Source organism: Bradyrhizobium genomosp. I (2014), from assembly GCF_000261685.1.
Lineage (GTDB): Bacteria > Pseudomonadota > Alphaproteobacteria > Rhizobiales > Xanthobacteraceae > Bradyrhizobium.
Map to the genome: position 1 here is coordinate 1 of NZ_AJQE01000351.1, position 14,178 is coordinate 14,178.

The following is a 14,178-nucleotide window of genomic DNA, read 5'->3' on the forward strand; positions in this document are numbered from 1 at the left end:
GAGCTCCTGGAGATAGGGCAGCTTCTCGGTCAGCCCGGCGAAGTCGCCGATTCCGTCATTGTTGCTGTCGGCGAAGGCCTTGACGTGGAGCTGGTAGACGATGGCGTCCTTGTACCAGAGCTCATCCACGATCTCGGCGGCCTCAACCTTCTTGGTGTCGACGGAAGACAGAACATTCATGGCGCGAACCCTTACGCCAGGCAGCGGAACAGAAGTGCCGGATCGCGGTCGGGATCGATACGCAACCTGATCCCGCCCCATTCGATGCGGGACTGTTCGCCGGTGAGAAGGTTTTCGAGTGCCGTCACATGGTGTCGCTGTCCGCCGGCGTCAATGGTGACGTCGCCGAGCGGCAGCCAGCATTCGCGCACATGGCGCGACAGCGCGATCACGATGACGACAGTGTTGGCCGGATCGGCCGCCTGCTTCGCGAAGGCAATCGTCTCGCCGTCCTCGATGCCGAGGAAGCGCAAATTCGCCGTCTGCTGGAGCGCCGCATTCCCGTTGCGGACGCGATTGAGCGCGGCGATGTAGGGCTTGATGTTGTCGGGCTTGTCCCAGTCGCGCTGTCTGATCCGGTACTTCTCGGAGTCGAGATATTCCTCGCGGCCGGGAATCGCTTCATGCTCCAGCAGCTCGAAGCCGCCATGGATGCCGTAATTGCCCGAGAGCGTGGCCGCCAGAGCGATGCGCGACTTGAATGCCCAGGCTTCTCCACTCTGGAGGTGATAGGGCAACAGATCAGGCGTGTTGACGAACATGTGCGGACGATAGAAATCGCGCTCGGGATAGCGCGTCAGCTCGCAGAGATATTGCTCCAGCTCCCACCGCGAGGTGCGCCAGGGGAAATAGGTAAAGGACTGCGCAAAGCCGAGCTTGGCGAGACCCTTCATCAGCTTTGGCCGCGTATAGGTCTTGGAGAACAGGATCACCTCGGGGTGACGGTGGCGGATGTCGCGGATCAGCCACTCCCAGAACGCGAGCGGCGCGGTGTCGTGATTGTCGATGGCGAAGATGGTGACGCCATGGTCGATCCAGAACAGCATGGCATCGCGAAAGGCGTTCCACAGGCCGACCCTGTCGACGGACGCGAAATCGGGAATGACGATGTCGGAATAGGGGCCGTCCGGCGTTCGTACCGAGCGGTCCGGCCGCCATTTGAACCATTCCGGATGCTGCGTCAGCCAGGGATGGTCCGGCGAGCACTGCACGGCGAAGTCGAGCGCGAGCTCGAGACCGTATTCCAGGCAGGTCGCGACCAGCGCGCGGAAATCCTCGATCGTGCCGAGCTCGGGATGCAGCGCATCGTGGCCGCCCTCGGCCGAGCCGATCGCATAGGGCGAGCCGGGATCGCCTTCACTCGCCACCGGCGCGTTGTTGCGGCCCTTGCGACGGGTATGGCCGATCGGGTGGATCGGCGTGAGGTAGAGCACGTCGAAGCCCATGGCGGCGATGTCAGGCACGCGCGCGATGCAGTCGCGCAGCGTGCCATGCCGGCCCGGCAATGCGCTCTGGCTGCGCGGCATCGTCTGATACCAAGCGCCGAAACGCGCCTTGTCGCGGTCTGCGGTCAGCGGGAAGGGTGCGGAGCGGGTCAGGTCGGGCCGCGACTGGCTCTCGGCCATGGCTTTGCCGAGCTCGGTCGCGAGCAGCGAAGTGACGTCGCCGTTCCTCAGATAGTCCTCGCACTGCCTGATGATGACCGCCGCTGCGTCCTGCCGCGCGCCATGCGCCTTGGTCAGGAGTCCGGCGCCCTCGATCGCATCGAGGCTGACATCGGCCCCGCTGCGCTGCTTGCGCGCGACCGCGCGAGACCAGGTGGCGAACTCGTCGGTCCAGGCTTCGATCGCATAGACATATTGGCCGGGCTCGACGGGCGTGAACGCGCCGGACCAGCGATCATTGCCGTGATGGGTCATCGCCTCGCTCCGCCATTCGCGGTCCTGCTCGCGGCGCCAGATCAGGGCCGCGGCGATCACGGCGTCGCCGTCGCGATAGATGTCGGCCCAGACCTCGACCGGTTCGCCCGCGATCCGTTTCACGGGGAAGCGGCCGCCGTCGATCACGGGATAGACGTCCTCGATGAGGAAAGCGCTGCCGGCTGCGGCGCTCTCGACAGTTTGAATTGTCTTGTTCACGGTGATGCCATTGACAAGAAAGCAGGGGCCCGTTTCCCTTGTCGGGAACCTACACTTGATACCATTATAGAAAGCCGCTTGTGTGTCATTGGTTCCCCGGGGAACGGCAAGCGCAGTTTGCGAGTTACCCCTGACTAACCTCTTCCGCGACCTCGTTAAAATCGATGCCCTTGGCCAAACGATGGCCTGCAAGCTGCGTGCCGAATGGATCTTTTAGCTCAAGCCCGGATCAAGGGCGTTCAGTCCGAATTCGTTGATGCCCTCGGCAAGCTGCGAGTCACCGCGCCGGAGGCGCTCAAATCCATCCTCGACGCCCTGCCGGAGCGGCGGGTCTACCGTTTCGTCAGCGGACCGGTCGTGGTGCGTGCGCTGGGACATCCGCGCACGGAATTGGCGGCTATCGGCACGCCCCCATTACAGTGGAAAATCCTCGGCAACGGCAATGTGATCGCCCAAGGCGAGACGCGCGAGCCCGTGATCGCCTGGCCCGCCGGCCTGGCGCTCGGGTATCACCGCCTGACGCTGACCGATGCCGAAGGCGTGACGGAAGAGGTGCCGATGATCGTGGCGCCCGAACGCGCCTTCGGCGGCGATTTCGACCGCGGCTGGCTGCTTGCCGTCCAGCTCTACAGTGTCCGTTCGGACCGCAATTGGGGCATCGGCGACTTCACCGACCTCGCCGGGCTGGTCAGGCTTGCCAAGCAGCTCGGGGCCGACGGCGTCGGGCTCAACCCGCTGCATGTCCTGTTCGACGACCACCCGGCCGATTGCAGCCCCTACTCGCCGAACAGCCGGCTCTTCCTCAACCCGCTCTATATCGACGTCGAGGCGATTCCCGAATTCTCGGCGGACCTCGTGCCCGACGCGGCCGCGACGGCCGCCCGTCTGCGCGAAGGTGATCGCGTCCCTTATGCCGACATGGCCGCGTTGAAATGGCTGGGTCTTCGCGCCGCCTTTGGCAGCTTCGTGACGAGCGCGAGCGAGGCGCGCCGCAAGGAGTTTGACGCCTTCCGTGCCGCCCGCGCGCCGCTGCTCTCGCGCTTTGCCTGCTTCGAGGTGCTGCGCCATCGCTTCACCACACCCTGGTGGGAATGGCCATCGAAATGGCAGCAGCCGGACGAGGCGAAATGCGCCGAGCTGCGCAATGGGCCGGACAGGCGCGAGGTCGAATTCGTCGAATTCGTGCAATGGACCGCCGACAGCCAGCTGCATGCCGCCAGGGAGCTCGCCAGCCGGCTCGGCATGCGGGTCGGACTTTATCTCGATGTCGCCGTCGGCGTGCAGTCCAACGGCTTCGATGCCTGGAACGAGCAGACGGCGATTTCCCGCCATCTCGCCGTCGGCGCGCCCCCCGACGTGCTCAACACCATCGGCCAGGACTGGGGTCTCGCCGGCTTCAACGCCGGTGGCCTCGAAGCGCAGTCGTTCGTGCCGTTCGCCGACATGCTCGCGGCGTCGATGCGTCATGCCGGCGCCATCAGGCTCGATCACGTGCTCGGGCTGAAGCGGCTCTATCTGGTGCCGCGCGGCTTCAAGCCGGACAACGGCGCCTACGTCCAGATGCCGTTCGAGGCACTGCTGGCGGCCGTGGCGCGCGAGAGCGCGGCCCATCAATGCATCGTGATCGGCGAGGACCTCGGCACCGTGCCTGAAGGTTTTCGCGAGATGATGCAGGATTTCGGCATCTGGTCCTATCTCGTCATGATGTTCGAGCGCGACGATGCCGGCCATTTCCGCAATGTCGACCATTACCGGCCCAACGCGCTGGTCACGCTGAACACGCACGATCTGTCGACCTATGCCGGCTGGCGCTCCTTCAGCGACCTCAAGATGAAGCGTTCGCTCGGGCTCGATCCCGGCGAGAACGACCAGGCGCGCTGGGATGCGCTCGGCCGGCTGGACGAGATCCTGCGCCAGAACGGCATTCGGGCGAACGACCTCTATTCGGTGCTCGCCTTCCTGTCGCGCACGCCGTCCCGGCTGCTCGCGGTGTCGCTGGAAGATCTGCTGGGAGTGATCGACCAGCCCAACATTCCCGGCACGATCGACGAGCACCCGAACTGGCGCCAGCGCCTTCCTGTCGCGCTCGACAGGATCGCATCCAAGATCGATCTCGCGGCTTTGAAGGCCGCGACGCGGGAACGTTCATTGCCCGGCGGGAGTTGAACGGCCGGGGTTTCCTGGGGTTGCACGACATTGTCTCAGAGGATCGAGGACTATGCCCTGATCGGCGACTGTGAGACCGCAGCGCTGGTCGGGCGCAACGGCTCGATCGACTGGCTGTGCTGGCCGGCCTTCGACTCGGATGCCTGTTTTGCTGCGATCCTTGGCAACCGCAAGAACGGCCGCTGGCTGATCGCGCCGGCCGAAGACGTGATCCGCACCTCGCGCCGCTATCTCGGCGAAACCCTGATCCTCGAGACGCGCTTCGAGACCGAAAGCGGCACCATTGCGCTGATCGATTTCATGCCGCCGCGCGGCAAGGAATCGGACATCGTGCGGCTGGTCCGCGGCATCAGCGGCGCGGTGAAGATGCGGATGGAACTCATCATCCGCTTCGGCTTCGGCGCCAACATTCCCTGGGTGCGGCGGATCGATCATTCCCTGATGGCAGTCGCCGGCCAGGACATGACCGTGCTGCGCAGCCCGGTCGAGACTCGCGGCGAGGATTTGACCACGCTGTCCGATTTCGAGGTGAAGGCCGGCGAAACCGTGCCGTTCGTGCTGACTTACAGTCCGTCGCATCTCGACCCGCCCGCGCCGATCGATCCCGACATCGCGCTTCAGGAGACCGAAAAGTTCTGGCAGGATTGGTGCACCCATTGGTCCCGCGACGGTGACTATCAAGATCTCGTCATGCGCTCGCTGATCACGCTGAAGGCGCTGACCTTTGCACCGACCGGCGGCATCGTTGCGGCACCCACCACCTCCTTGCCGGAGAAGCTCGGCGGCAGCAGGAATTGGGACTACCGCTTCTGCTGGTTGCGCGATGCCACCTTCACGCTGCTGGCGCTGATGAACTCGGGCTACACCGAGGAAGCGCTGGCCTGGCACAATTGGCTGTTGCGTGCGGCGGCGGGGGCGCCCGCGAACATGCAGATCATGTACGGCATCTGGGGCCAGCGGCGGCTCTTGGAATGGGAGGCGGGCTGGCTCGCCGGCTATGAGGGCGCGCAGCCCGTGCGCGTCGGCAACGCGGCGCATGCGCAGCTCCAGCTCGATGTCTATGGCGAGTTGATCGATGCCTTCCACCAGTCGCGCATGGCCAAGCTCCAGCTCGACGAGGAGACCTGGGCGCTGGAATGCGCCGTGCTCAGTCATCTGGCCGAAGTCTGGGACCGGCCCGATCACGGCATCTGGGAGCGGCGCGGACAGCCGAAGCATTACGTCTTCTCCAAGGTGATGACCTGGGTCGCCTTCGACCGCGGCATCAAGAGCGCCGAGACGTTTGGCTTCAAGGCGCCGCTGCTGCACTGGCGCACCCTGCGCGAGGCCATTCATCGCGACGTCTGCAACAAGGGCTTGGACGCGGAGGAAGGCGCCTTCGTCGAGTCCTACGGCTCGAAACTGCTCGATGCATCCGTACTGCTGCTGCCGGCCGTCGGCTTCCTGCCGGCGGACGATCCGCGCATCCGCGGCACCATCGCCGCCGTCGAAAAACGCCTGATGCGTGACGGCTTCGTGCTGCGGCACGACCCGCGCGAACTGCCCCCTGACCAGCCGCCGCTCGAAGGCGCGTTCCTGGCCTGCAGCCTGTGGCTGGCCGATGCCTATGTGCTGTCAGGCGCTCTGGACAAGGCGCAAGCCTTGCTCGATCGCGTGGCCGGGATTGCCAACGACGTCGGCCTGCTGGCCGAGGAATATGATTCAGTCGCACGGCGCCAGACAGGCAATTTCCCGCAGGCGCTGACCCACATCGCGCTGATCAACACGGCGCAAAATCTGTCGGCGGCAAGGCAGGAGAGCGAGAAGGCGGCGGTGCAGCGGTCGAAGTGAGGCGAGCGCGTAACAGTGCAAAGTGCGATGAAACGACCGCTTGATCGTCGCAACGGCGGAGGTGCGCCCCAGGAGAAAGCGTCCACCCGGCGCTTCGCGCCGACCTCTCTCGCAAGCGGGAGAGGTGAAGAGAGCTAGCTGCGTCGCTCAGCCCACTCCATTCCACTTCAGGATCATCTCCATCGCCTCCGCAAAACCGTCCTGCTCATTGCTCGCGGTGACGTGGGTGGCCTGGTCCTTGACGTTGTCGGCAGCGTTGCCCATGGCGATCGAGGTGCCGCTGACGCGGAACATGGCGAGGTCGTTCTGCATGTCGCCGATGGTGGCGACCGCGCCGGTCGAGATGTCGAGGCGCCTCGCCATCGCCTGCACGAAGGTGCCCTTGTTGAAGCCGGGCGGGGTAATGTCGAGATAGTAGGTCTGCGAACGCACCGCGGTCGCCTCGCTGCCGAGCGCCTCCTGCATCGCTTTCTCGCAAGCCGCGAGGCCCGCGGCATCAGCGCTGGCGCCGACAATCTTGCAGGCGCTCGCAAGATAAGGCGAGAAATCGGACACGATGGTGGGATCGGCGCGGATCGTGTGCTGCTCGTGGGCGACGTAGCTGCCGCGGGGATTGTCGATCAGCCATTTGTCGGTGGTGAACAGCCAGATATCGGCGCCGAATTCGCGCAGGATCTGCAGGGACCGCTTGGTCGCGCTCGCAGGGATCAGGTGCTGCTCGACCGCCCTCATCTCGGGATCGACGATCGAGGAGCCGTTGAACGGGCCGACCGGCAGCCACAGCGCGAGCGGCTCGATCAGGAAACGCATGCCGATCGCGGGGCGGCTGGAGGTGATGGTGAAGCCGATGCCGGCCCGGTGCAGCCGCTGCACCGCGCTCCGCGCGCGCTCGGTGAGCGTCTTGTCCCTGGTCAGCAGCGTGCCGTCGACGTCGGATACCACGAGTGAGATTTGCGTCATGGCAAGACCTTCGGTATCGCACTGCTCAGCTTCAATTGGCGCACCACGCCGTCCACGATCGCTTCGACGGATTCGTCGATCGAGACGGTGACGACGCGCTCCCCCGCCTCCGGCGGCTCCAGCGTGTCGAACTGGCTCGTCAGCAGTCCCAGCGGCATGAAATGGCCCTTGCGCTGCGCGAGCCGCTCGGCGATCAGCTCTTTCGTGCCCTTCAGGAAGACGAAGCGGACGTCGTCGCGACCACGCAGCAGCACGTCGCGATAGGCGTGCTTCAGCGCCGAGCAGGCGATGATGACGTGCTCGCCGCGTCCGCATACAAGCGCAATCTCGTTGGCAATGGCATTGAGCCAAGGCCAGCGGTCTTCGTCGGTGAGCGGATGGCCGGCCCGCATCTTCTCGACATTGCTGGCGGGATGAAAGCTGTCGCCGTCCTCGAAACGCCAGCCGAGCCGCTCGCCGAGTGCCTTCGCAACCGTGCTCTTGCCCGAACCCGACACGCCCATCACGATCAATGCACAAGGTGCTTCAGCGCGGCCCACGAATTTCCTCCGGAAGCGCGGCCTGGTCGACCAGCCAGACGGTCTCACCATTCGAGCGCGCGCGTAAGGCCGGCAGATTCTCGCCATTGAGGAGGTGCGTCAAGATCGCTTGCTTGTCGTGCCCGGCAATCTCGAACAGCATCTCGCGGCAGGACGCCAGAACGGGCAGGGTGAGCGAGACTCGCGGCACGAACGGCGCGACATTGGCTTTGGCGACGCCGACGACCCAGTGTCGGGTGTCCTCGATCTCGGGATAGCCGGGAAATAGCGAGGCGGTGTGGCCGTCCGGCCCGGCACCCATCAGCACGAAATCGAACAGCGGGCGCTCTGGATCGAGCTGGTCTGCGCCATAGTAGGCCTGCAACTCGCGCGCATAGGCCTCAGCGCCGGCATCGGGATTCTCGGCCGTGGTCGGAATCGGGTGGATATGGCCGGCGGGCGCATTGCGATCGAGAAATATCGCGCGCGCGACGGCCATGTTGTTGAGGGGATCGCTTTCGGGCACGAACCGCTCGTCGCCGATGAACCAGTGCACGCGATCCCAGGGAATCCTGCCGCGCCAGGCCTCGCTGTCGAGCAGTTGATAGAGCTTCTTCGGGCTTGAGCCGCCGGTGAGGCAGATCGCGATCCGTCCGGGATTGGCCGCGATCCGCGCCATCACCCGTTCGGCCGCGACGCGGGCAAGAGCTTCGGCGTCGGCTTCGACGATCAGCTTCGGCTGGCTGGCCGCAATCACGAGTATTTCCGCCAGCTTCGCCCGTCACGCTGCAGCAGCTCGTCGGCGCAGCGGGGGCCGTCGCTTCCGGCTTCATAGGTTTCGATGCCGTTGGTGCCCGCGCTCTTCCAGGCGTCGAGGAACGGTTGCACCGCCTGCCATCCGGCCTCGACGCCGTCGGCCCGCTGGAACAGGATATTGTCGCCGATCATGCAGTCGTAAATCAGCGTCTCATAGCCGGTCGACGGATCGGCGCGGAAATAGTCGCCGTAGCGGAACTTCATCTCGACGCCGTCGATGGTGACGCTCGGGCCCGGGATCTTGGCGTTGAACTGAAGCTCGATGGTCTCGGTCGGCGCAATCCCGATGGTCAGAAAGTTCTGCGAGAGTCGGTCGATCGCCGTGCCTGAGAACATCGACAGCGGCGCCTGCTTGAACTTGATCGCCACTTCCGTGCGCTTGTGCGCCAGTGCCTTGCCGGTGCGCAGATAGAACGGCACGCCGGCCCAGCGCCAATTGTCGATCATCAGCTTGAGCGCGACATAGGTCTCGGTGGTGCTGCCGGGCTTGACGTCCGCGATCTTGCGATAGTCCGGGATCTCCTCGTCGCCGATGCGTCCTGCGAGATATTGCGCGCGCACCGAGCTCTTCAGCGCTTCTTCCCGGCTCGGCCGCTGGATCGCGGTGAGCACTTCGGCCTTCTCGGAACGGACCGAATGGGCGTCGAAACGGGTCGGCGGCTCCATCGCGACCAGCGACATCAGCTGGAACAGATGGTTCGGCACCATGTCGCGCAATGCGCCGGTGGCGTCATAGAAGCCGCCGCGATGACCGACGCCGAGCTTCTCCTCGACCGTGATCTGGATGTGATCGATGTGGTTGCGATTCCAGATCGGCTCGAACATGCCGTTGGCAAAGCGCAGCACCAGGATGTTCTGCACCGTTTCCTTGCCGAGATAGTGATCGATCCGGTAGATCTGGTGCTCCTCCATGATCTTCAGGAGCTCGGCGTTGAGCGCGCGGGCCGAGGCGAGATCCGTGCCGAACGGCTTTTCGATCACCAGCCGCCGCCAGGCGCCGTTCTCCTTCATCAACCCGGTGCGGCCGAGCTCGCGCGCGGTCGGCGCGAAGGCGGCGGGCGGGGTCGCGAGATAGAACAGCCGGTTGCCGCCGGTCTCCTGCGCGCATTCCAGCGAATCCAGATGCTCGCGCAGGCGGTCGAAGGAGGGCGGATCCTTTGCGTCGGCCTCGACGAAGGTCACGCATTCCAGCAGCTTCCTGGCGATGTCGTCGTCCACGGGCCGCGTCGCGAACTGACGCAGCCCCTTCAGCAGGCTGTCGCGCAGCTCGTCATCCGATTGGCCCCTGCGGGCGACGCCGACGACGCAGAATTTTTCCGGCAACAGATGCTCGGCAGCCAGATTGTACAGCGAGGGCATCACCAGCCGATGGGTGAGGTCGCCAGTCACGCCAAAGATGACGAAGGCGCAATTTTCCGGCTTGCGCTTTGGCTGCGGATCTTTTGTCACGAATTGTCGACCTTCGCTGGCTACGTCCTGCTTGATCTCATTTGGGCTTCGCCGCGCCCGGCTGCTTCGGCTCCCTGTGGCCGCCGAACCCTGCACGCATCGCAGAGAGAATTTTTTCGGCGAAGGTGTGTTCCTTGCGGGAACGGAAACGTGTGTAGAGCGCCGCGGTCAGGACTTCGGCCGGCACCGCCTCGTCGATCGCGGCATTCACGGTCCAGCGGCCTTCGCCGGAATCCTCGACGAAGCCGGAATATTCCGACAGAAGCGGGCTGTCGACGAGCGCCGTCGAGGTGAGGTCGAGCAGCCAGGACGGAATCACGCTGCCGCGCCGCCACACTTCGGCGATGTCGGCGAGATCGAAATCGTAGCGGTGATCTGCCGGCAGCGCCTCGATGTTGGCGTTCTTGAGAATGTCGAAACCTTCGGCATAGGCCTGCATCAGGCCGTATTCGATGCCGTTGTGGATCATCTTGACGAAGTGACCGGCGCCCACGGGGCCGGCATGGATGTAGCCCTGCTCGATGCGGGGGTCGCGGCCCTCGCGTCCCTCCGTGCGCGGGATGTCGCCGGCGCCGGGCGCGAGCGCGGCGAAGATCGGATCGAGCCGGTCGACCACCTGCTTCTCGCCGCCGATCATCATGCAATAGCCGCGGTCGAGGCCCCAGACGCCGCCGGAGGTGCCGACGTCGACGTAATGGATGCCGCGCTCCTTCAGCGCCTTGCCGCGGCGGACGTCGTCCTGCCAGAAGGTGTTGCCGCCGTCGATGATGACGTCGTCCTCCTGCATGACGCCAGCGATCGTGTCGATCGTGGTCTCGGTGATGCGCCCCGCCGGCAGCATCACCCAGGCCGTGCGCGGCCGCTCCAGTTTTGCGACGAACTCTTCCAGCGTCGACGAGCCCGCTGCGCCGTCGGCGGCGAGGCCGGCGACGGCCTTGGCGTCCTTGTCGTAGACTACGGTCGAATGTCCGTGGCGCATCAGGCGGCGAACGATGTTGCCGCCCATCCGGCCGAGGCCGATCATGCCGAGTTGCATGTGAGAGATCCCTAGTTCAGTGCGTCGTTGAGCGCCGCGTTGAGCACGGCGAGACCTTTCTTGAGCCCGCCTTTCAAGTGCACGCGCAGCGCACGGCGGCCCCGCTCGGTGAGCACGTCGAAATCGCCGCGCGCCTGTGCCGCCTTGATCACGCCAAAGCTGGCTTTCTGGCCTGGCACAGGCAGATCCTTGGCATCGTCCGCCGTGATCTGAAGGAACACGCCGCTGTCGGGGCCGCCCTTGTAGGCTTGCCCGGTGGAGTGCAGGAAGCGCGGTCCGAACTCGGCACAGGTCGCAACATGTCGCTTCTCGCGGACTTCGAGCCGCATGGCCTGGAGCGCGTCGATCGTCGCCCTGTCGCGCGCGATGTAGCCGAGCAGGGCGACATAGTCGCCATGGTTCGAGCGGGAGAGATGCGCCTTCAGCCAGGAAGTGAGGTCGCCGTTGGCGCCGGCCGCGCGCAGCGCGGTGGCGTTGGCCTCGTCGGTGTAGAGGTCTGCCTCGTCGGTGCTGACCACCGGCTGCTCTTCCGGCAACGCGCCGGTCTTCTCGAACGAGGCGGTGAGCTCGCGGGTCTTGATCTTGGCCGCTTCCACGTCCGGCTGGTCGAACGGGTTGATGCCGAGGATCGCGCCCGCCACGGCGGTTGCCATCTCGAAGCGGAAAAACTCCTGGCCGAGATGGTCGATCGACTTCATGACGATGCGCACCACGGGATGGCCGGCCGCTTCGATCGCGGCGAGCTTGGAGTCATGGGCGGCATCCGCTTCGCCTTCGACGCGGATGTCGATGAAGAACCGATCGTTGCCATAGACGCTGGGGTCGCCCAGCGGCTCGCCCTCGATCGGGACCAGGCCTTTGCCCTCCTTGCCGGTCGATTCCGCGATGAGCTGCTCAGCCCAGGCGCCGAAATCGGCGATCTTCTTCGACGACAGGATCGTCACCTTGTCGCGGCCTTCGAGCGCGGCCAATCCCATGGCGAGGCCGAGCTGCACGCCCGGGTTCTGAGCTGGCGGCACGTCCGGCCCGCAGGAGCGGGCCATCGCAAGCGCATGCTTGATGAAGGTCTTGACGTCGATGCCCGCGGTTGCCGCCGGCACCAGGCCGAAGGGCGACAGCACCGAATAGCGGCCGCCGATCGAGGGTTCGCCGTGGAAGATGCGGGCATAGTTCAGCTTCTTCGCCGCCTTCTCCAGCGAGGAGCCGGGATCGGTCACCGCGATGAAGCGGTGGCCGGTCTTCACCTTCGTCCCGACCGCCTTGGCAACCCGCTCATGAAAATAGTCCTTCATCGCGTTGGGCTCGGTGGTGCCGCCGGACTTGCTGGAGACGATGAATACGGTGTTGGCGATGTCGATCTTCGCCTCCATCGCCCGCACCTGCGCCGGATCGGTGGAATCCAGCACATGCAGCTTCGGGAAGCCGGGCTTCTTGCCAAAGGTTTCGGCCAGCACCTCGGGCCCGAGGCTCGATCCGCCCATGCCGAGGACGACGGCATCGGAGAACTTCTGACCTTTCACGCGGCCCGCATAGTCCTCGTAATCGGCAATGTCGGCCTTGGCCGCGCTGTCGAGCCAGCCGAGCCATTTGTCCTCGTCCGCACCGGTCCAGACCGACTTGTCACGCTGCCAGAGCCTGCGGATCTTGGCCGACGCGCGCCATTGCTCGGTGCTCTCAGCCACGGCCTTGCCGAGCCCGTCGCCGAGCGAGAGAAGCTGGCGGTCGAGTGCGGGCCCGAGCACGACCGCGCGCTTGTGGGCGACGGCGCCGTAGAGCTTGTCGGCAGCGTCGGCGAACAGCCTGACGCCGTCCCTGACCAACTCCTCGGTGATCGCCTCGAGCGAGATGCCCGAGCGCTCCAGCTCTTCCAGCACGCGGCGAGCATCGTCGACATTCTCTTCCAGGCTGTCGCGCGGCTTGCCGTGGTCGCGGAACGCATCCAGCGTCGCCGGCGGCACCGTGTTGACGGTGTCGGGGCCGATCAGCTCCTCGACATAGAGGACGTCGCTGTAGTCCTTGTTCTTGGTGCCGGTGGACGCCCACAGCATGCGCTGCGGCTTGGCGCCCTTGGCGGCGAGCTTGTCCCAACGGGGCCCCGAGAACAGGCGCTTGTAGTCCTGATAGGCGAGCTTGGCGTTGGCGATCGCGACCTTGCCCTTCAGCGCGGCGAGCCGCTCCTTCTCGGATGGATCGTTGGCGCGCGCGATCTTCTCGTCGAGCTGCTTGTCGACGACCGAGTCGATACGGCTGACGAAGAAGCTCGCCACGCTTGCGACATGCGAGGGGTCACCGCCGCCTGCGACGTATTTTTCGAGACCGGCGATGTAGGCTTCGGCCACATCGAGGTAGACCGCCTTGGAGAACAGCAGCGTGATGTTGATGCTGATGCCTTCGCCGATCAGCTGCTCGATCGCCGGCAGGCCTTCCGGCGTTGCCGGCACCTTCACCATCAGGTTCTTGCGGCCAACGTCCTTCCAGAGCCGCCGTGCTTCAGCGACCGTGCCGGCGGTGTCCATCGCGAGGTAAGGCGAGACCTCCAGACTGACATAGCCGTCGCCGCCGTTGAGGCGGTCATAGACCGGGCGCAGCACGTCGGCGGCGTTCTGGATGTCCTCGACTGCGACCGCCTCGAACAGGTCGGCCACGGTCCGGTCCCCGCGTTTCAGCGCCTTGCCGATCGGAGCATCGTATTCGTCGGAGCTGCCGATCGCCTTCTCGAAGATCGAGGGGTTGGAGGTGACGCCCTTGACGCCGTCGGTGTCGATCAGCCGCTTCAGGTCGCCATTGGCGATGAAGCCACGGGCCAGGAAGTCCAGCCAGACGGCTTGTCCGTGCTTTTCCAGTTCTTTGACGGGATTCATGATGCCTATTTATCTCCAAGCGTGCGGACGAGGGGTTTCCGCGCCGGTCCTGACGCGCTATCCTCTAGCTTACATGCTCCCGGGAGGGAACCAATCCAAGGGTACAGGCGTCACACCTTCCAGTGTAACTCCGTCGCGATCATGGCGATCCAGGCGGCCGGTTGTTATGTTGTATGGCCGCGAGCGGCGATGCCGGGGGAAACACATCCACGCCCGCTGTGATCCACGCCCGTTGTGACGATTGGCGCTGGTCGTCGCGGACAGCCTGCAATCGGTTGCGTCTGCGCGAAGCGTCGACGCAACGGCGATCTTGAAATCAGTCGATGCGCGCCGCAACCGCCGCTGGTGGCGACGACGAGAATGTCGCGATCGTGCTGACGCCGACACCGGCGTTGCGGCGGCAG

General features: G+C 65.1%; 9 protein-coding genes and 1 pseudogene. 2 read left to right on the forward strand and 8 right to left on the reverse strand.

The window, feature by feature from the left end:
* Both IC50_RS31120 and IC50_RS31125 read right to left on the reverse strand, forming a co-directional pair.
* Nucleotides 1-180 (reverse strand): alpha-amylase family glycosyl hydrolase (locus IC50_RS31120; RefSeq protein WP_035714181.1); only part of this gene is annotated, 180 nt, incomplete at its 3' end.
* Between the two features lie 11 nt (nt 181-191).
* Nucleotides 192-2,138 carry a maltotransferase domain-containing protein gene (locus tag IC50_RS31125; protein WP_035714185.1) on the reverse strand — a complete coding sequence of 649 codons (1,947 nt, stop codon included), beginning with the start codon at nt 2,136-2,138 and terminating at the stop codon, nt 192-194.
* Nucleotides 2,139-2,342: 204 nt separating this feature from the next.
* Here IC50_RS31125 and malQ point away from each other — a divergent pair, with 204 nt between their 5' ends.
* Together malQ and IC50_RS31135 are read left to right on the forward strand one after the other, a co-directional pair.
* Nucleotides 2,343-4,304, forward strand: a complete 1,962-nt coding sequence (gene malQ / locus IC50_RS31130; RefSeq protein WP_035714187.1) for a 4-alpha-glucanotransferase — start codon at nt 2,343-2,345, stop codon at nt 4,302-4,304.
* Nucleotides 4,305-4,328: 24 nt separating this feature from the next.
* A pseudogene (locus IC50_RS31135) lies at nt 4,329-6,134 on the forward strand (glycoside hydrolase family 15 protein); the annotation flags it as partial.
* 147 nt (nt 6,135-6,281) lie between these two features.
* On the opposite strand, the gene IC50_RS31140 reads toward IC50_RS31135, so the two are convergent.
* From IC50_RS31140 to IC50_RS31165, 6 genes are read right to left on the reverse strand one after another with little or no spacing between them, the layout of a single operon-like run.
* Nucleotides 6,282-7,094 carry a Cof-type HAD-IIB family hydrolase gene (locus IC50_RS31140; RefSeq protein ID WP_035714191.1) on the reverse strand — a complete coding sequence of 271 codons (813 nt, stop codon included), beginning with the start codon at nt 7,092-7,094 and terminating at the stop codon, nt 6,282-6,284.
* A complete protein-coding gene (locus IC50_RS31145) occupies nt 7,091-7,633 on the reverse strand; it encodes a gluconokinase (protein ID WP_035714192.1) in 543 nt (180 codons plus the stop codon). The genes IC50_RS31140 and IC50_RS31145 overlap by 4 nt, the downstream gene beginning before the upstream one ends.
* Nucleotides 7,620-8,369 (reverse strand): 6-phosphogluconolactonase, encoded by a 750-nt coding sequence (gene pgl / locus IC50_RS31150; protein ID WP_035714194.1) that lies wholly within the window; start codon nt 8,367-8,369, stop codon nt 7,620-7,622. Before pgl ends, IC50_RS31145 begins: the two co-directional genes overlap by 14 nt.
* Nucleotides 8,366-9,877 carry a glucose-6-phosphate dehydrogenase gene (zwf, locus tag IC50_RS31155; RefSeq protein ID WP_035714196.1) on the reverse strand — a complete coding sequence of 504 codons (1,512 nt, stop codon included), beginning with the start codon at nt 9,875-9,877 and terminating at the stop codon, nt 8,366-8,368. The genes pgl and zwf overlap by 4 nt, the downstream gene beginning before the upstream one ends.
* A 37-nt stretch (nt 9,878-9,914) precedes the next feature.
* Nucleotides 9,915-10,913 (reverse strand): phosphogluconate dehydrogenase (NAD(+)-dependent, decarboxylating), encoded by a 999-nt coding sequence (gene gnd, locus IC50_RS31160; protein WP_035714198.1) that lies wholly within the window; start codon nt 10,911-10,913, stop codon nt 9,915-9,917.
* Nucleotides 10,914-10,924: 11 nt separating this feature from the next.
* Complete coding sequence (locus tag IC50_RS31165; RefSeq protein ID WP_035714200.1) at nt 10,925-13,774, reverse strand: bifunctional transaldolase/phosoglucose isomerase; 2,850 nt, start codon at nt 13,772-13,774, stop codon at nt 10,925-10,927.
* Nucleotides 13,775-14,178 lie beyond the last annotated feature (404 nt).